The following is a 16,986-nucleotide window of genomic DNA, read 5'->3' on the forward strand; positions in this document are numbered from 1 at the left end:
TTATTGCCGTCTTATTAGAAACAAGACCGCCCGAAATCAATCAAAGAACCGTAACGAACCAAGCTTTCTGCCGCGGTTGGCGTCGATTCAGTCGTCCGCACCGTGGTTGGCAATCATCATCGCCTCGAAAGCCAGCCTTTCGGTTTTGCGCATGCGCTCGGATTCCGATTTCAGCTGGCCGCAGGCAGCGAGAATATCTCGGCCGCGCGGCGTACGGATCGGCGAAGCGTAACCCGCCTGATTGATGAAATCCGCGAACTTCTCGATCTGCGCCCATTCGGAGCACTGGTAATTCGTGCCTGGCCACGGATTGAAAGGAATGAGATTGATCTTGGCTGGAACGCCCCTCAGAAGCTGCACCAGCATCTTGGCGTCTTCCAGACTGTCGTTCACATCCTTCAGCATCACATATTCGAAGGTGATGCGGCGGGCGTTGGAGACACCCGGATAATTGCGGCAAGCCTCGATCAGCTCCTTCAGCGGGTATTTCTTGTTGATCGGCACCAGCATGTCGCGCAGATCGTCGCGCACCGCATGCAGTGAAATCGCCAGCATGACGCCGATCTCATCGCCCGTGCGGAAGATTTCCGGCACGACACCCGAGGTGGACAGGGTCACGCGACGCTTGGAGAGCGACAGGCCGTCACCATCGGTGGCAATCAGAAGTGCGGTCTTCACATGTTCGAAATTGTAAAGCGGTTCGCCCATGCCCATCATCACGATGTTGGAGACCTTGCGGCCTTCACTCGGCACGTAGGCGCCGACCGGCGTCGAACCGTCAGGAAAATCGCCGAGCCGGTCGCGGGCGAGCAGAAGCTGGGAGAGAATTTCCTCGGCCGTCAGGTTCCGCACCAGACGCTGCGTGCCGGTGTGACAGAAGGAACACGTCAGCGAACAGCCCACCTGGCTCGAAATGCAAAGCGTGCCGCGTCCTTCTTCGGGAATATAGACCGTCTCGATCTCGACAGGACGTCCCGCACCGCGCGGCGGAAAACGCATCAGCCATTTGCGGGTGCCGTCGTTGGAAATCTGCTCCTCGACGATTTCCGGGCGGGCAATGGTGAAGGCTGCTTTCAGCTTTTCCCTGAGTTCCTTGGCAACATTGGTCATGTTGTCGAAATCCGAGACGCCGCGCACATACAGCCAGTTCCACAACTGGCTGACACGCATCTTCACCTGCTTCTGCGGCACGCCGATCTCGGCCAGCGCCTCGCCCATTTCCTCCCGCGTCATGCCGATCAGCGACGGCTTGCCGGACATGAGATCGCTATTGGCGATCAGGGGAGTTTTGACTGCCAGACCGGCAGGGGCATGCAATACGGACATCACGCTATCCCATCATCCAATGCATCGCACGACCGGCCTTTAGGAAAGGCGGAAAATCGTCTGCATGTCGAAAAAATCAAAGGCGGAGCACTTTTCGCGCATCCGCCTGTCAATGTTGCCGCGCCTTTAGCATCAAACAAGCAAAAACGCAAATGGCCGGTCGATGACCGGCCAATCACAAAGCTGACGAAGCGTCAGGATTACTTGCAGCTTTCGATCTGCTTGAAAGCAGCCGAAATGCCCGAAAGCGAATAGGAATAGGAAGTCGCAGTGCCGCGGCCGGACACCGCCTTCACCGTCATCGACTTGCCGCCCTTCATCGCGGCAACGAGAGCGGGTTCTTCGGCAGCATTTTCAACCCAGGCAGCCTTGTCCTTGGTAAACATCACGAAGTTCTTGTTGTCGATCGTGACATTGACCTTGGAGCCCTGCTTCAGCGGGTAACCCACCATGGCCTGCGGCTCGTAGGAAATATTCTGGCCCGGACGCTGCGACACGATGAAGAAGATATCGCCGTGATCGACGCTTGCCGGTTCCTTGGAAGTGGGGATGGAAAGAACGTAGCAGACGGTGCTGTTGCCCGATTTGTACGAATAGGCGCCCCATGCATTGAACTGCTGGATGCGCGTGGGCGACTGTGCAGATGCTACGCCGACGCTGGTCAGCAAAATGGCCACTGCGGTTGCTACACTTCTTACAAACATAGAATTTCCTGCCGGGTTATTGTCTTCCATTGGCCCGAAGCAGCGGCGGGCTCCATGTTTATGGATCGGCCACGTTCAGGTGCGGATCGTCTTTTCTCATTGTGGTCAGGAAGCGGTTACCAAACCGTCAACAACACGTATAAAATGCCGAAAACGTCTTGAAGTGTTACAGATCGGCTACGCCCGCACCCTGAGAAGAAAGGCGTGGCACGCCCTCCCCGTCATGTCTATGACACACAAATTCAGGCAACAATTTGTCACCTGCCCGGCTCCGAGGAGCCTCGTCATCACAGACGTGTTATTCGGCCTCCTGCTGCCGTTTCAGCATGGCATCCGCCGCATCGTAATGCTCCATCTTGATGTGGGCGCGGATCATCGCAAGCGCGGCCGTAATGACCGCGATGTCGTCGGTAAATCCAACGACCGCCAGCATGTCCGGTATGGCATCAAACGGCATGATGAAATAGGCGAGCGCGGCCAGAATAATGCCCTTGGCACGCAGCGGCGTATCCCGGTCGATCGCGCAATAATAGGCTGCTGCCGCATCGCGCGCGAAGGGCACCTTGGTCATCACACGCTTCAGCTTGGGCCAGAATTTGGCGCGCACGACGCGTTCGCGTTCGCCATCGCTGCCCGTTTCCCCGGGCAAAAGAATTTCACCGATTTTCACATCATCCATGATCGACGGTCCTCCGGTCACGGTTGTTATATGGGAGTTAAAGCCCGCCGTTCAATTCCCACGGCCCGTTGCCGCCTTCTGCATGGCCTCCGCGAGCAGGAAATCCCGCTCGGTCACGCCTTGCGAATCGTGGGTGGTGAGGCAGACCCTGACGCGCGAATAGACGTTGGACCATTCTGGATGATGATTGAGCTTTTCTGCTACGAGTGCGGACTCGGCCATGAAACCGAAAGCCTCCGCAAAACTCGCAAACTTGAACGACCGGACGATTGCCGCCCCGTCCTCGCGCAAGGACCAGCCTTCGAGTTTTAAAAGCGCCTGCCGGATGGCTTCCGGCTCAAGTCTTGGATATTTCATGCATCTTGCCTCCGCTTGACATGCGATCCGCTGTTTCGGACAAACATTAACGCCTCAACGACCGGATCGACGCATATTCCATGAAACATACAGCCGTTCTTTTTGTCTGCATGGGCAATATCTGCCGCTCTCCGCTTGCCGAAGGCATTTTGACAAAACTTGCCGAAACCGAAGGCGTATCTCGCCAACTCACTGTCGATTCCGCCGGCACCGGCGGCTGGCACACCGGTACCGCCCCGGATCGCAGATCCATCGCAATCGCCCGCAAGCATGGGATCGATATTTCCCTGCAGCGTGCACGGCAGGTCAGCCAGGCCGATTTCGAGACCTTCGATCTCATCCTTGCCATGGACGGAGGAAATCTCGCGAAACTGCTCCGAAAGGCGCCCGAAAACCGGAAGCACAAAATCCACCTGTTCCTGGACTACGCTTCGGGACGCCACGAAAACGTGCCCGATCCCTACTTCGGTGGCGACGACGGATTTCTGGCCGTCTACAACATGCTTTTTGCAGGATGCAGCTCGTTGCTCGAGAAGATGGCGCTGGACCGCGCTTCGTGAAGCGGGAACACCTCTTCCACGATGTAGGGTCCGCCACCCACCGATTCCTTGGACGACATCAACACGAAACGACCGACCGTGAAGGCGGATGTGCGGAAATTGCCGCGCCCGGAAAGATACTGCACCACATCGTCCAGCCGTGAAGAGCGCAACCGCGCCAGCGTCACATGCGGCATGAACTTGCGCGGATCCGGCGGCAAGCCGATCCTCTGACAGATCCTCTCGACCTCCGCCTGAAGCGCATTCATTTCCGGCGAGGGGGAAACCCCCGCCCAGATCGAATGCGGTTTCTTGGAGCCGAAGGAACCCATCCCGTTGAGACTGAGCTGGAATTCCGGCCTGTCGATCCGGTCCAGCCTGTCAACGACCTCATCGGCGGTTCTCCCGTCGATATCGCCGATAAAACGCAGGGTTATGTGATAATTCTCCACATCGATCCACCGGGCTCCCGGCAGACCACCGCGCAACAATGACAGGCTCATAGCCGCATTGCGCGGAATTTCGAGGGCGATAAACAGTCTCGGCATGGCGAGCTCCCCGAATCTCTTGGCAGAACAAGCATAGCGAATCATGCAATGCAGGCGGGCGCAAGTGCTTATTTTTTTTGCGCACCGATTGTCTTGATGAAGCTTTCAACAGCCGGCAAAGATTTCTCCACCATCATCGCCACACCCTGCGTATTGGGATGCATCTTGTCCTCCAGCTTCAACTTATCATCCGTCACCACGCCATCCAGAAAAAACGGATAAAGCGGCAGGTTGTATTTTTCTGCAAGCTGCGGATAGATCGGGTTGAAGCGCTTGGCGTAATCGTCACCCATGTTCGGCGGTGCCATAATGCCGACTAGCAGCACCGCTATGTTGCGTTTCTGAAAGCCGGAAATGATGGCGTCGAGGTTCTTTTCCGTCTGTTCCGGCGCAATACCGCGCAACGCATCATTGGCGCCGAGTTCCAGAATGACCCCGTCCGTGCCATCGGGAACCGACCACTCCGCCCGAGCCAGACCGCCTGAGGACGTATCGCCGGACACACCGGCATTGGTGACGGTAACATTGATGCCCTTGGCCTTTAATGCAGCTTCAAGCTGTGCCGTATAGCCATCGGTGGGGGGTAACTGGTAACCCGCCATGAGACTGTCGCCCAGGCCAACCAGTTGCAATGTCCGCTCCTGCGCCATGGCCGCCGAGGCGGAAAAGGCGGCGGCGAAAATGACGATGAAGTGAAACAGGGCAGCTTTAAATCTCATCACGGCTTTCCTAACTTGGTTTGCATTGTCTGAAATACCGTCCGCATCGACACCGCCAGACTGTTTTCATCATATATAGGAACGAGAATTGTGACGAAAAGCATCATAGAGCTTAAGAAGGCCGACCTCACGCTCGGCAACGCCGCCGCCTCCGTTCACGTTCTCAAGAGCATCGATCTTGCCATTGGCGAAAGCGAGGCGGTGGGGATCGTCGGCCCTTCCGGTTCGGGAAAATCGACCCTTCTCATGGTGCTTGCCGGTCTCGAAAGGCTGGATAGCGGCGAGATCGTCATAGCGGGCACGGAATTGCATAAGCTCGGCGAGGATGCTCTCGCGGATTTCCGCGGCAAGAATATCGGCATCGTTTTCCAGTCTTTCCACCTCATCGCCAATATGACGGCGCTGGAAAACGTAGCCGTTCCGCTGGAACTGGCCAACGTGCCGAACCCCTTCGAGATCGCCAAACGGGAACTCGTAGCTGTCGGTCTCGGCGAACGCCTCAACCATTATCCCGGCCAGCTCTCCGGTGGCGAACAGCAGCGTGTTGCGATCGCCCGCGCGCTTGCACCCTCCCCCGCCGTGTTGATCGCAGACGAACCGACCGGCAATCTGGATGCGGATACGGGCCAGCAGATCGCCGATCTTCTTTTCTCAAAACAGGCCGAACGCGGCATGACGATGATCCTTGTCACCCATGATCCGTCACTGGCCGCCCGTTGCTCAAGGCAGATCAAGGTGCGCTCCGGCGAGATAGAGGGTGACAGCGCCACTGCCCATATGGCCCGGGCGGTATCGGCATGATCGGCTCCATTCTCCCGTCTGTTGCCAACATCAAAAACGCATTCAGGCTCGCGCGGCGCGAAATTCGCGGCGGCCTTCGTGGCTTCTATATTTTCCTCGCCTGCATCGCGCTCGGAACCGGCGCCATTGCCGCTGTCAACTCCGTGTCACGCGCCGTCACCAGCGCGATTGCGACGGAAGGCCAATCGATACTGGCTGGCGATGTGCGCTTCGAGCTGCGCAACAGGGAGGCAACCGGAGAGGAGCGGGCCTACCTCGATGGCCTCGGCAAAATCGCCGTTTCCACCGGGCTGCGCTCCATGGCGCGCCTTGCCGATGGTTCCGAACAGACGCTGACGGAAGTGAAGGCCGTAGACGGCGCCTATCCGCTTTACGGCGCCTTCGTAGCAGACCCAAACCGGCCTCTGAGCGAGCTTCTGGCTGCGAACGGCGATACCTATGGCGCCGTTGCCGCGCCGCTTCTCCTGGAGCGGCTGGGCATCAAGGTCGGCGACGACATCCTTCTCGGTAATGTGAAGCTGAAACTGACCGGCACGGTTGTCGACGAGCCGGATGCCCTGTCCGACGGCTTCGGTTTTGCCCCAAGGCTGATGGTCAGCCGCGATGCGCTTTTCGCCTCAGGCCTCGTTCAGAACGGAAGTCTGGTCGAACACGCCTACAAGATCATGCTGAACGATCCTGCAGCGCGGGCAACGATGACCGATGCGGCCAACAAGACGTTTCCCGATGCCGGCTGGTCCATCCGCACGAGTGACCGGGCAGCGCCATCGCTTACCGAAAACGTCAACCGCTTCTCGCAATTCCTGACGCTGGTGGGCCTGACCGCCCTCATCGTTGGCGGCGTCGGCGTTGCGAACGCCGTTCGCGCGTTCCTCGATTCCAAGCGCACCACGATCGCCTCGCTGAAATGCCTCGGCGCGCCGGCTTCCGTGGTCACCATGACCTATCTCTTCCAGATCGTGTTCATTGCCGCCGTTGGCATCATCATCGGCCTCGCTGTGGGCGCCATCGCCCCGCTGATCGCCATGCGGTTTCTGGAGGGTGTGCTTCCGGTACCGAAAGAGCTTGCCTTCTATCCGGCAGCACTTGGTCTTGCCGCCCTGTTCGGCATCTTGACGACACTTGCCTTCGCCATCGTGCCACTCGGCCAGGCGCGCGAAGTTCCCGCGACCGCCCTTTTTCGAGAGCAGGGGTTCGAGGAGGGCAGCTGGCCGTCCTGGCCTTATCTCGCCGTGACGGGCTTGTTGTTGGCTGCGCTGGCCATACTTGCCATTTTTTCGGCAGAAGAACGTTTCATCGCCTCGGTTTTCCTTGCCGCCATCGCCTTCGCGTTTGTGGTGCTGCGACTGGTGGCGTCAGGCGTCAAGGCCATCGCCAAACGCAGCCCGCGCGTTCATTCCGCCGCCCTTCGCCTGGCGATCGGCAATATTCACCGGCCGGGTGCGCTCACCCCCTCCGTCGTTCTTTCCCTCGGCCTCGGGCTGACGCTGCTGGTGACCCTGACGCTGATCGACGGCAATCTGCGCCGCGAACTGACCGACAGCCTGCCGGAACGAGCGCCGAATTTCTTCTTCGTGGATATTCAGGGCACCGAGTTGCAGGGCTTCCGCGATCTTCTCAGGCAAGAAGCGCCCCAGGGCACGCTGACCGAGGTGCCGATGCTGCGCGGCCGCATTCTGGCTCTTAATGGCGAGGACGTGACGAAGATAGATGTGCCGCCATCCGGCCGCTGGCTGCTGCGCGGTGATCGGGGCATAACCTATTCGCAGGATGCTCCCGAAAACGCCAAGCTGACCGAAGGAACATGGTGGGGACCGGATTATAGCGGCGAGCCGCTGGTCTCTTTTGCGGCGAAAGAGGCGCAGGAACTGGGCCTCAAGATCGGCGACACCGTTACCGTCAACGTGCTCGGCCGCAGCATCACGGCAAAGATCGCCAATCTGCGCAATGTCGAATGGGAATCGCTGTCGATCAATTTCGTCATGGTGTTTTCACCCAATACCTTCCGTGGCGCACCACATGCCTGGCTTGCCACACTCGCCGACCCCTCCGCATCCGCAAGCGAGGAGGGCCAGATATTGCGCGCCGTTACCAACGCCTACCCAACGATAACAAGCGTGCGCGTGAAGGACGCCCTCGATGTGGTCAACCGGCTGGTCGGCCAGCTTGCCACCGCAATTCGCGCAGCAGCGGCCGTTGCGCTCATAGCCTCCGTCCTCGTCCTCGCCGGCGCTCTTGCCGCCGGAAACCGTGCCCGCACCCATGATGCGGTCATCCTGAAAACACTGGGCGGTACACGCAGCCTGCTGATCCGCGCGTTCTCCTATGAATATATGATGCTCGGTCTCGCCACCGCCGTTTTTGCGCTTTTCGCCGGCGGCGTCTCCGCCTGGTTCGTCATTTCCCGCATCATGAAGCTGCCCTCCAGCTTCCTGCCGGATGTGGCGATCGGCACGGTCGTCGTCGCCCTCGTCATGACGGTAGGCATCGGCCTCATGGGCACATGGCGAATTCTCGGGCAGAAGGCCGCTCCGGTTTTGCGGCAGGCGGGTGAATAATCTTCGGTTGTGCGCTGCTTAACTTTAACGATTAATTCTTTGTAATGATCGCTGAAACGTGAGCGCTTTTCGCGCATATGGTGTCTTTTCGACTGTGAAAGGCCTTGTATCGGACACGTTCTGCCATCATATTCTTGGGCAGGCTTGCTGAAGCTCCGCAGCGGCGCCCGGGAGGTATCCCGACACCGTAGCAATTACGGAGCTCAAAAGAGGAAACAATGGCTGACTTCAATAACTACCAGAACCGCATGGCCCAGACCCGTGCACAGACTGGTGCGATGATCGATGAAGGTCTTCGCGCCTACATGCTCAAGGTTTACAACCTTATGGCGCTGGCTCTGGTCATCACCGGCATCGCAGCGTTCGGCACATATACGCTTGCAGCTTCGAACGAAGCTTTTGCCACTTTGCTTTTTGCGTCACCGCTGCGCTGGGTCGTCATGCTCGCACCGCTCGGACTGGTGTTCTTTCTTAGCTTCCGTATCCAGAACATGAGCGTTTCCGCCGCCCAGACAACCTTCTGGGTCTATGCGGCGCTGATGGGCGTGTCCCTGTCTTCGATCTTTATGGTCTATACCGGCCAGAGCGTCGTACAGACGTTCTTCGTGACCGCTGCCTCGTTTGGCGCGCTCTCTCTTTACGGTTACACCACGAAGAAAGACCTTTCGGGCATGGGTTCGTTCCTGATCATGGGTCTGTTCGGCCTCATCATCGCATCCATCGTCAACATCTTCCTCGCCTCTTCCGCGCTGCAGTTCGCGATCTCCGCGATTGGCGTGCTGATCTTCGCTGGCCTCACCGCCTATGACACGCAGAAGATCAAGGAAATGTATTTCGATGGCGACGAAGTTGCCGTGGCTGGCCGCAAGGCGATCATGGGTGCGCTAACGCTCTATCTCGACTTCATCAACCTGTTCATGTTCCTCCTGCAGTTCATGGGCAACCGTGACAAGTAAGGGCAGGAACCCAACTGGCAAACGTGCAAAAGGCGGCCATTCGGCCGCCTTTTTATTTTCCGAAATTCGAGACTTGATCGCCTCTCCATCCGCGTGTCCGCATTAAGCTGCGGCAGGGTAGCTCGTCCCGTCTCATCTCACTCGATGAGCTTCAGGACCTTGTCGAAAACCTTGAGAACCTGCGGCAACTCGTGGCCACGTTTGAGAATGCGGCCATCCGTATTCACAACGCAATAGGCCCCCTGTTTCGCCGCCAGCTTGGGGTTCTTCTCGATCCTGTAGAGCGGCATTTCACCCGAGCGTTTAAAGACTGAAAATACCGCCTTTTCCCTCAGGTGGTCGATGGCATAGTCGCGCCACTCGCCCTCTCCCACCATGCGGCCATAAATGCGCAGGATCGCATCCAGCTCGCGCCGGTGGAATGTAATTGGCAGAGGGTCTTTGTCTTTTTTGTACTCGCGGAGATCGACAACGGTGGAACTGTCGCGTGAAGCGGTCTGAACCTGCTGCACATCCGGTTGATCGGTCATCCAATACCTCCGATTCCACCCAAGTCGTCCGATTAATGTGAGCCGGAGAAGACAAAATTGCAAGTCTCGAACAGCCATTGAACATGAGATCGCAACTTTGGAGGAGGGTTTTACGGTCTTGGGACGGCAGCGAAACCCGGCGTCTGCGACGCAGAAAGATACCAGCCGATGCCCATAAGGACGCTGCCTTAGAAAAAAGCAGGGGTAAAAAAGGTAACCATTTAGGCAGCCATTTTAGCATGGCCTGCCGTATTTCGGTCAAACCATGGCCCGAATTGAATGGAATAGTCCTATTGTCAATTGATGCCTAGGCACCAAGATGACCCGATCCGGTGCATTGACCCTTTACCCCCAGCCCCCAATGCCCGGATCGGATCTTCCATCGCCAGACAGGCGATCAGGGTGTTTCATTCCCCAGTAAAATACTTGCGCCGACGATTGCCGCCGGATCGCCGCTGGCATTTACCGTTTGCAACAGCACGGCGCAGCCGCCCTTTTTCACCTTTGCCACCACGCTTGCCGGAAGCTTCACCGTCATCGGTGAACCATCCCACATGCCAACAGTTTGCACGTCATAGACGCTGTGCCAGTAGGACATTTTCTTCCCCTGGTTTTCGCCTTTCTGCACGTCTACCGTCTGCTCGCGCGTGAAATAGGCGACCACGACATCGGCCTTGCCGCTACCGGCGCCAATATCGATCTCCACCTCGTCACCGGCAAATTTGGACGCGACCGGCACGTTCAGCCCCTGACCCTCGCGCTTGAAAGCATCCAGCCTGTCGTAAATCCCGCGGACATCCGCACCCTTGACGTGGTCGCGACCGTTCAGGATGGCCTGAGGCGTATAGACACCGTTGCGGCCGAGAGCGCGCATGTAGCCATATTGCCGCTCTGTATTTTCCTTCGATGCCAGGGAATCTGTCCAGCCAAGATAATTCCAGTAGTCGACATGGTAGGAGAGGCCGACCACATCACCCTTCTGGATCATCTTGCGCAATGCTTCGTCCGCCGGCGGGCAGGACGCGCATCCCTGCGATGTAAACAACTCGACAACGCCCTTCACAGCCTCCTGCGCGTGCGCGGATGTGACGAGGAACGTGCCGAGAAGACATATCGACAGGGGCAATTTCAGCGGCATTACAAGAACCTTTGTCCGGAGCAGATATCCAGACGAATTGATGCGATCAACCCAACCGGATGCAAACCGGAAAATAGCGTCTATTCCACTTCAATAGAAAGTCACGAAGGGGTGAGTGGCAATCACAAAAAAAGAGATGATGAAACGCAAAGACGCCGGGAAAAATCCCGGCGTCCTTTGTTGGTCTGAGCTTTGTCAGGCAACCAGATCGCGAAGAACCGTCTGCAGAATGCCGCCATTGTTCATGTAGATCACTTCATCCAACGTATCGATGCGGCATAGAAGTGGAACTTCCTTCACCGAACCGTCGCTGTAGGTGATCTTGGCGATCTTCTTTTCGCGCGGCTTGATTTCACCTTCGAGACCATCGATCTCGACGACTTCATCACCCTTGAGATCAAGGCTTGCCCAGGTCGTGCCTTCCTCGAAGACGAAGGGAACGACGCCCATGCCCACCAGGTTGGAGCGGTGGATACGCTCGAAGGACTGTGCGATGACCGCCTTGACGCCGAGCAGGTTGGTGCCTTTCGCCGCCCAGTCGCGGGAAGAACCGTTGCCATATTCGACACCGGCGAAGATGACGAGCGGAACGCCCTCCGCCTTGTACTTCATGGCAGCGTCGTAGATCGACATCTCTTCCTTCGACGGATAGTGGATGGTGTAGCCACCTTCCTTGCCGTTCGGGCCGAGCATGTGGTTGCGGATGCGGATATTGGCGAAGGTGCCGCGCATCATGACTTCATGGTTGCCGCGACGCGTACCGTACTGGTTGAAGTCGGCAACGCCCACGCCGTGCTCCGTCAGATAGGCGCCGGCGGGCGAAGCAGCCTTGATCGAACCGGCCGGGGAAATGTGGTCGGTTGTGATCTTGTCGCCGAAGAGACCGAGAACGCGGGCGCCCTTGATGTTCGTAAGGCCCGTACCGGTCTTGCCCATGCCCACGAAGTAAGGCGGGTTCTGAACATAGGTCGACTTGTCGTCCCAGGCATAGGTCTGGCCCGGGGGAACCTGAACGGCCTGCCAGTTCGCGTCACCCTTGAAGACATCAGCGTACTTCGATTCGTAAAGTTCGCGGGTGACGTATTTCAGGATGAATTCCTGGATTTCCTGCGAGGTCGGCCAGATATCCTTGAGATAGACCGGATTGCCGTTCTGGTCGTCGCCGATCGGCTCCTTCGTCAGGTCCTTCTGGACCGTGCCGGCAAGCGCGTAAGCCACGACGAGCGGCGGCGAGGCGAGATAGTTCGCCTGAACATCGGGCGAGATACGGCCTTCGAAGTTGCGGTTGCCGGAAAGAACGCCGGCCGTGATCAGGCCCTTGTCGTTGATCGTCTTGGAGATCGGTGCGGGCAGCGGGCCGGAGTTGCCGATGCAGGTGGTGCAGCCGAAACCGACGAGGTTGAAGCCAATCGCATCGAGATCCTTCTGCAGACCCGACTTGTCGAGATATTCGGCAACGACCTGCGACCCCGGCGCCAGCGAGGTCTTCACCCACGGCTGGGACTTCAGACCCTTGGCAACCGCATTGCGGGCGAGAAGGCCGGCAGCGATGAGAACGGAAGGGTTGGACGTGTTGGTGCAGGAGGTTATGGCGGCAATCGCCACATCGCCATGGCCGAGATCGAACTCCTCACCCTCAACCGCATAGCGGCTGTGGAGCTGACCGGGCTTCTTGTAGTCGTTCTCGAGAGCCGTCGCGAAATTCGGCGCAATGGTTTCGAGCGGCAGGCGGCCTTCCGGACGCTTCGGACCGGCCATGGATGGCACGACGTCGCCGAGGTCGAGTTCAAGGGTGTCGGTGAAGACGAGGTCGGAACCGTCGCCGGTCCGCCACATGTCCTGTGCCTTCGAATAGGCTTCGACAAGCGCGATACGGTCCTTGGTACGACCGGACATGGTCAGATAGTTGATGGTCTCGCCATCAACCGGGAAGAAGCCGCAGGTAGCGCCATATTCCGGACCCATATTGCCGATGGTGGCACGGTCGGCCAGCGTCATCGAATCGAGGCCGGGGCCGAAGAATTCGACGAATTTGGAAACCACGCCCTTCTTGCGCAGCATCTGCACGACGGTCAGCACGAGGTCGGTCGCAGTCACGCCTTCCTTCACCTTGCCGGTCAGCTTGAAGCCGATGACCTCAGGCAGGAGCATGGAGACAGGCTGGCCGAGCATCGCTGCTTCAGCCTCGATACCGCCAACGCCCCAGCCGAGAACGCCAAGACCGTTGATCATGGTGGTGTGGCTGTCGGTGCCGACACAGGTATCCGGGTAAGCGATCGTTTCGCCGTCCTCTTCCTTGGTCCAGACGGTCTGGCCGAGATATTCCAGGTTGACCTGGTGACAGATGCCAGTACCGGGCGGAACTACGCGGAAGTTCTTGAATGCCTGCTGGCCCCACTTCAGGAAGCGGTAACGCTCGCCATTGCGCTCATATTCAAGCTCGACGTTTCGGGCAAACGCCGTCGGCGTGCCGAATTCGTCAACGATAACAGAGTGGTCGATCACGAGGTCGACGGGAACGAGCGGATTGATCTTTTCCGGGTCGCCACCGAGCGACACCATGGCATCGCGCATAGCGGCGAGATCGACCACAGCCGGAACGCCGGTGAAGTCCTGCATGAGAACGCGGGCGGGACGATAAGCGATTTCGTTTTCGGTCAGGCCCTTATTGTTCAGCCACTCTGCAACGGCCAGAATATGCTCCTTGGTAACGGACTGGCCGTCCTCGAAACGAAGCAGGTTTTCCAGAAGAACTTTCATGGAATAGGGGAGCTTGGAAACGCCCTTCAGGCCGTTTGCCTCAGCCTTGGGAAGGCTGAAATACACGTAGTCCTTACCATCAACGGTAAGGACGGAACGACAATGAAAACTGTCGAGTGATTTGGGCATGGATAAAAAACCCCGCTTACTCTGATAGCCAACACGTGCGTGCGGACACCTATGCACTCATGCACATCAGGATGCGGGTACGACCATTTCCGCTGTCCGCACGTGAAAATTGCTCCTCGCAATCGTCAAGTCCGGCGCAAGATGATGTTCACGCCGGCCGCTGGCGTGGTTGACACCCATATAGATAATTTCTCAGAAACGTGCCAGACCATTCAGGAAATCAAATCGATTTTTTTATGCGAGACGATGAAAATCTTATACGGAAACGCAGCATGGATTTGACGGCGGAAAATCTTGGCGTGCGACGCGGCGAAGATTTCATATTCATGAACATTTCCTTCAAGTTAAGTGACGGCGAAGCGCTGGTGCTGACCGGCCGCAACGGCTCGGGAAAATCCACTCTTCTGCGCACTGTAGCCGGCCTGCTGCGCCCCGAGCAGGGCCGGGTAAAGATAGCCGGCAAAGAAATAGAAACGGACATGCGTCCATCGGAGGCCTGCCATTATCTCGGCCATCGCAACGCAATGAAAACGGAACTGACGGTTTCGGAGAATCTGCGGTTCTGGAAAGACTTTCTCGGCGACTTCACCGGCGGCGCCGGTGTCGACATCGATAAGGCGGCAGACATCGTCGGCCTTGCGGGCATCACCCACCTGCCCTTCGGTTACCTGTCCGCAGGCCAGCAACGACGTTTTGCCATGGCAAAGCTTTTGATCGCGTGGCGGCCGGTGTGGATTCTCGACGAGCCGACAGCGGCGCTCGACAAAGCAGCGGACGGCATGTTTACGGATCTGGTCAAGAGCCACCTGAGGAGAGGCGGCATCGTCATGGCTGCCACCCATCAGCCGCTTGGGCTCGACAATGCGCGGGAATTGCAGATGACGGGATTTGCAGGTGTGGAGGCTTGGGCGTGATGGGTGCGTGTGCGGGGTATGCCCGCCTACCGAGGCGCCTCCAATGACCGCCCTCTTCCTCCGCGACCTGAAACTCTCCATCCGCGCCGGCGGTGGCGCGCTGATCGGCGTCTTGTTCTTCATGACCGTTGTCGCCGTCATCCCCTTCGGTGTCGGGCCTGATCTCAATCTGCTTGCGCGCATTGGCCCGGCCATCGTCTGGATCGGCGCGCTGCTCTCCACCCTCCTCGGCCTCGACAGGCTGTTTCAGGCAGAGCGGGATGACGGCTCGCTAGACCTCATACTCATGCAGGAAAACCCGCTTGTGCTGACCGTGCTCGTCAAATGCCTGGCACATTGGGTGGGAACGGGTCTGCCACTGGTCATCGCCTCGCCGCTCATCGGCCTGTTCATGAACATGGACGAAGTGGCGATCGGCGCGGTGATGCTCACACTCCTTGTCGGATCGCCCGCCATTACCTTCATCGGCGCGGTGGGTGCCGCTGTCGCCGTTGCCTTGCCGCGCGGCGGCCTTCTGGTCTCCATCCTTGTGCTGCCATTGGCCATTCCGGTACTGATCTTCGGCGTCAGCGCGTCCTATGCGGCGGTGCAGGATCCGGCACCCTTTCTGCCGCCCTTCCTCATTCTCTGCGCGATCACGTTATTTTCAGCCGTGACCGGTCCTTTCTTTGCCGCTTTGGCATTGCGCAATGTTATGGATTGATGAAACCGCAATTGCCGATCTACGATTGACGGCGATCAATTGCGGGGCAGCCATTCTCGGGTTACACAAACGGCATGAACGAGCAGACTTTCACCATCACCAAATTCAGTGATCTCGCCAATCCCACGCGGTTTCTGGCGCTCTCGGCACGCATTCTGCCCTGGCTTGCGGTCCTGACGGCACTGGTGCTGGCCGCCGGTCTCTATCTGTCTTTCACGACAGAGGGCGACTACCAGCAGGGTTATACCGTGCGCATCATGTATGTGCATGTCCCCTCCGCCTGGCTTTCGATGATGTGTTATACCGTCATGGCGGTCTCAGCGATCGGCACGCTCGTCTGGCGTCATCCGGTTGCGGATGTCAGCCACAAGGCGGCCGCACCCATAGGCGCTGCCTTCACGCTGATTGCGCTTGTTACCGGCTCGCTCTGGGGTAAACCCATGTGGGGAACCTGGTGGGTATGGGACGCGCGGCTGACGTCCGTCTTCGTGCTTTTTCTGATGTATCTTGGCCTGATAGCGCTCAACCGCGCCATGGACGACCCTTCCAGAGCCGCCCGTGTCAGCGCCGTGCTGATCCTCGTTGGTTTTGTGAATATTCCCATCATCAAGTTTTCAGTTGAATGGTGGAACACGCTTCACCAGCCGGCAAGCGTCATCCGCATGGGCGGCTCGGCAATCGATTCGGAGTTTCTCTGGCCGCTTCTGACCATGGCGATCGGCTTTACGCTACTGTTCTTCACGTTGCACATCGCTGCCATGCGCAACGAAATCTGGCGCCGGCGCGTGGCAGCCCAACGGCGGCTTGCCGCCCGCATGGCAAACCGGGAGGCATGAGAACATGACACACGCCTTTTATATCGGCATGTCCTATGCGGCGACCGGCCTTGTTGTCCTCTGTCTCATCGCCTGGGTCATCCTGGATGGTCAGGCGCGCAAACGGGAACTGAAGGGACTGGAAGCATCCGGCGTGCGCCGCAGGGCAAAAGCCGCTTCTGCGGGTGAAACCCGATGACCCAGGCCAGCCAGGACCAGAACACCAAAGCCAAAAGCACGGGGCGCACACGATATGCCCTGGCGCTTCTGCCGCTTCTGCTTTTCGGCGGTTTTGCCATTATCGCCGGCAAGATGCTCTACGATCAGGACGTCAACGGGCTGGATATCAGCGCCATTCCATCGGCGCTCATCGGAACCAAGGCGCCCGCACTGTCGCTGCCGCCGCTGGAAGGCTCAAACCTGCCGGCCCTCAACGAGGCCGCCGTCAAGGGTAAGCTGACGCTGGTCAACGTCTTCGCCTCCTGGTGCATTCCGTGCCGTCAGGAGCATCCCATCCTTCAGGAATTGGCGAAAGACAAACGCATCACCGTCGTCGGCATTAACTATAAGGACAAACCGGACAACGCGCTTCGTTTTCTCGGCGAACTCGGCAATCCCTTTGCCGCGATAGGCGTCGACCCGAACGGCAAGGCCGCGATCGACTGGGGTGTCTATGGTATCCCTGAAAGCTATCTGGTCGGAGCCGACGGCACGATCCTCTACAAAAAGGTCGGCCCCTTCGATGCCCGCAGCGTCGAGCGGGATTTATTGCCGGCGATCACCGCTGCGGCCGGAAAGTAGCCCGCGCGC

The 16,986-nt window shown here is 58.3% G+C and carries 18 protein-coding genes; 9 read left to right on the top strand and 9 right to left on the bottom strand.

Going from position 1 to position 16,986, the window contains the following annotated elements; genetic code table 11:
• Positions 1-87: 87 nt before the first annotated feature.
• The 4 genes from rlmN to AB4Z23_RS16625 form a co-directional block, all read right to left on the bottom strand.
• Complete coding sequence (gene rlmN, locus AB4Z23_RS16610; protein ID WP_075807724.1) at positions 88-1,260, bottom strand: 23S rRNA (adenine(2503)-C(2))-methyltransferase RlmN; 1,173 nt, start codon at positions 1,258-1,260, stop codon at positions 88-90.
• A gap of 266 nt (positions 1,261-1,526) precedes the next feature.
• Positions 1,527-2,030 carry an invasion associated locus B family protein gene (locus AB4Z23_RS16615; protein WP_003516662.1) on the bottom strand — a complete coding sequence of 168 codons (504 nt, stop codon included), beginning with the start codon at positions 2,028-2,030 and terminating at the stop codon, positions 1,527-1,529.
• A gap of 298 nt (positions 2,031-2,328) precedes the next feature.
• Positions 2,329-2,709 carry a YkvA family protein gene (locus AB4Z23_RS16620; RefSeq protein ID WP_013636907.1) on the bottom strand — a complete coding sequence of 127 codons (381 nt, stop codon included), beginning with the start codon at positions 2,707-2,709 and terminating at the stop codon, positions 2,329-2,331.
• Positions 2,710-2,760: 51 nt separating this feature from the next.
• On the bottom strand, positions 2,761-3,066 hold the full coding sequence (locus AB4Z23_RS16625) for a 4a-hydroxytetrahydrobiopterin dehydratase (RefSeq protein ID WP_013636908.1): 306 nt from the start codon (positions 3,064-3,066) through the stop codon (positions 2,761-2,763).
• Positions 3,067-3,146: 80 nt separating this feature from the next.
• Between AB4Z23_RS16625 and AB4Z23_RS16630 the strand changes: the two genes are divergently transcribed.
• Positions 3,147-3,626, top strand: coding sequence for a low molecular weight protein-tyrosine-phosphatase (locus tag AB4Z23_RS16630; RefSeq protein WP_111790489.1), 480 nt, complete (start codon positions 3,147-3,149; stop codon positions 3,624-3,626).
• Here AB4Z23_RS16630 and thpR read toward each other — a convergent pair.
• Positions 3,560-4,153, bottom strand: a complete 594-nt coding sequence (gene thpR, locus AB4Z23_RS16635) for an RNA 2',3'-cyclic phosphodiesterase (protein ID WP_003516655.1) — start codon at positions 4,151-4,153, stop codon at positions 3,560-3,562. The two genes, AB4Z23_RS16630 and thpR, sit on opposite strands and share 67 nt — an antisense overlap.
• Positions 4,154-4,221: 68 nt before the next feature.
• Complete coding sequence (locus tag AB4Z23_RS16640; protein ID WP_025594574.1) at positions 4,222-4,872, bottom strand: arylesterase; 651 nt, start codon at positions 4,870-4,872, stop codon at positions 4,222-4,224.
• Positions 4,873-4,962: 90 nt separating this feature from the next.
• On the opposite strand from AB4Z23_RS16640, the gene AB4Z23_RS16645 reads away from it, so the two are divergent.
• The 3 genes from AB4Z23_RS16645 to AB4Z23_RS16655 all read left to right on the top strand — a co-directional run bounded on the left by AB4Z23_RS16645 (position 4,963) and on the right by AB4Z23_RS16655 (position 9,187).
• Entirely contained in the window at positions 4,963-5,673 is a 711-nt protein-coding gene (locus tag AB4Z23_RS16645; RefSeq protein WP_003516652.1) for an ABC transporter ATP-binding protein, read from the top strand.
• A complete protein-coding gene (locus AB4Z23_RS16650; RefSeq protein ID WP_421476988.1) occupies positions 5,670-8,231 on the top strand; it encodes an ABC transporter permease in 2,562 nt (853 codons plus the stop codon). The genes AB4Z23_RS16645 and AB4Z23_RS16650 overlap by 4 nt, the downstream gene beginning before the upstream one ends.
• A 218-nt stretch (positions 8,232-8,449) precedes the next feature.
• Positions 8,450-9,187, top strand: coding sequence for a Bax inhibitor-1/YccA family protein (locus tag AB4Z23_RS16655; RefSeq protein WP_065659945.1), 738 nt, complete (start codon positions 8,450-8,452; stop codon positions 9,185-9,187).
• A gap of 137 nt (positions 9,188-9,324) precedes the next feature.
• On the opposite strand, the gene AB4Z23_RS16660 is transcribed toward AB4Z23_RS16655, so the two are convergent.
• From AB4Z23_RS16660 to acnA, 3 genes are all read right to left on the bottom strand, one after another.
• Positions 9,325-9,717: a DUF2794 domain-containing protein gene (locus tag AB4Z23_RS16660; protein ID WP_003516645.1), complete on the bottom strand. Its 393-nt coding sequence runs from the start codon at positions 9,715-9,717 to the stop codon at positions 9,325-9,327.
• Between the two features lie 397 nt (positions 9,718-10,114).
• Positions 10,115-10,855 carry a DUF1223 domain-containing protein gene (locus tag AB4Z23_RS16665; RefSeq protein ID WP_441360353.1) on the bottom strand — a complete coding sequence of 247 codons (741 nt, stop codon included), beginning with the start codon at positions 10,853-10,855 and terminating at the stop codon, positions 10,115-10,117.
• Between the two features lie 195 nt (positions 10,856-11,050).
• Positions 11,051-13,744: an aconitate hydratase AcnA gene (gene acnA / locus AB4Z23_RS16670; protein WP_003516634.1), complete on the bottom strand. Its 2,694-nt coding sequence runs from the start codon at positions 13,742-13,744 to the stop codon at positions 11,051-11,053.
• 272 nt (positions 13,745-14,016) lie between these two features.
• Here acnA and ccmA point away from each other — a divergent pair, with 272 nt between their 5' ends.
• The 5 genes from ccmA (at position 14,017) to AB4Z23_RS16695 (ending at position 16,977) form a co-directional block, all read left to right on the top strand.
• Positions 14,017-14,658 carry a heme ABC exporter ATP-binding protein CcmA gene (ccmA, locus tag AB4Z23_RS16675; protein WP_441360354.1) on the top strand — a complete coding sequence of 214 codons (642 nt, stop codon included), beginning with the start codon at positions 14,017-14,019 and terminating at the stop codon, positions 14,656-14,658.
• 43 nt (positions 14,659-14,701) lie between these two features.
• Positions 14,702-15,361 (top strand): heme exporter protein CcmB, encoded by a 660-nt coding sequence (gene ccmB, locus AB4Z23_RS16680; RefSeq protein ID WP_003516632.1) that lies wholly within the window; start codon positions 14,702-14,704, stop codon positions 15,359-15,361.
• 74 nt (positions 15,362-15,435) lie between these two features.
• The gene (locus tag AB4Z23_RS16685) at positions 15,436-16,197 is read left to right on the top strand and encodes a heme ABC transporter permease (protein ID WP_019566029.1); all 762 of its coding nucleotides are present in this window, start codon (positions 15,436-15,438) and stop codon (positions 16,195-16,197) included.
• Positions 16,198-16,201: 4 nt separating this feature from the next.
• Positions 16,202-16,375 carry a heme exporter protein CcmD gene (gene ccmD / locus AB4Z23_RS16690; RefSeq protein WP_421476984.1) on the top strand — a complete coding sequence of 58 codons (174 nt, stop codon included), beginning with the start codon at positions 16,202-16,204 and terminating at the stop codon, positions 16,373-16,375.
• A complete protein-coding gene (locus AB4Z23_RS16695; protein ID WP_065688687.1) occupies positions 16,372-16,977 on the top strand; it encodes a DsbE family thiol:disulfide interchange protein in 606 nt (201 codons plus the stop codon). Before ccmD ends, AB4Z23_RS16695 begins: the two co-directional genes overlap by 4 nt.
• Positions 16,978-16,986: the final 9 nt, after the last annotated feature.

This window comes from Agrobacterium sp. MCAB5 (assembly GCF_052114365.1).
Taxonomy (GTDB): domain Bacteria; phylum Pseudomonadota; class Alphaproteobacteria; order Rhizobiales; family Rhizobiaceae; genus Agrobacterium; species Agrobacterium tumefaciens.

Coding starts and splice junctions, on each gene's coding strand:
- rlmN (WP_075807724.1), bottom strand. CDS start 1,260: ATGTCCGGCAAGCCGTCGCTGATCGGCATGACGCGGGAGGAAATGGGC.
- AB4Z23_RS16615 (WP_003516662.1), bottom strand. CDS start 2,030: ATGTTTGTAAGAAGTGTAGCAACCGCAGTGGCCATTTTGCTGACCAGC.
- AB4Z23_RS16620 (WP_013636907.1), bottom strand. CDS start 2,709: ATGGATGATGTGAAAATCGGTGAAATTCTTTTGCCCGGGGAAACGGGC.
- AB4Z23_RS16625 (WP_013636908.1), bottom strand. CDS start 3,066: ATGAAATATCCAAGACTTGAGCCGGAAGCCATCCGGCAGGCGCTTTTA.
- AB4Z23_RS16630 (WP_111790489.1), top strand. CDS start 3,147: ATGAAACATACAGCCGTTCTTTTTGTCTGCATGGGCAATATCTGCCGC.
- thpR (WP_003516655.1), bottom strand. CDS start 4,153: ATGCCGAGACTGTTTATCGCCCTCGAAATTCCGCGCAATGCGGCTATG.
- AB4Z23_RS16640 (WP_025594574.1), bottom strand. CDS start 4,872: ATGAGATTTAAAGCTGCCCTGTTTCACTTCATCGTCATTTTCGCCGCC.
- AB4Z23_RS16650 (WP_421476988.1), top strand. CDS start 5,670: ATGATCGGCTCCATTCTCCCGTCTGTTGCCAACATCAAAAACGCATTC.
- AB4Z23_RS16655 (WP_065659945.1), top strand. CDS start 8,450: ATGGCTGACTTCAATAACTACCAGAACCGCATGGCCCAGACCCGTGCA.
- AB4Z23_RS16660 (WP_003516645.1), bottom strand. CDS start 9,717: ATGACCGATCAACCGGATGTGCAGCAGGTTCAGACCGCTTCACGCGAC.
- AB4Z23_RS16665 (WP_441360353.1), bottom strand. CDS start 10,855: ATGCCGCTGAAATTGCCCCTGTCGATATGTCTTCTCGGCACGTTCCTC.
- acnA (WP_003516634.1), bottom strand. CDS start 13,744: ATGCCCAAATCACTCGACAGTTTTCATTGTCGTTCCGTCCTTACCGTT.
- ccmA (WP_441360354.1), top strand. CDS start 14,017: ATGGATTTGACGGCGGAAAATCTTGGCGTGCGACGCGGCGAAGATTTC.
- ccmB (WP_003516632.1), top strand. CDS start 14,702: ATGACCGCCCTCTTCCTCCGCGACCTGAAACTCTCCATCCGCGCCGGC.
- AB4Z23_RS16685 (WP_019566029.1), top strand. CDS start 15,436: ATGAACGAGCAGACTTTCACCATCACCAAATTCAGTGATCTCGCCAAT.
- ccmD (WP_421476984.1), top strand. CDS start 16,202: ATGACACACGCCTTTTATATCGGCATGTCCTATGCGGCGACCGGCCTT.
- AB4Z23_RS16695 (WP_065688687.1), top strand. CDS start 16,372: ATGACCCAGGCCAGCCAGGACCAGAACACCAAAGCCAAAAGCACGGGG.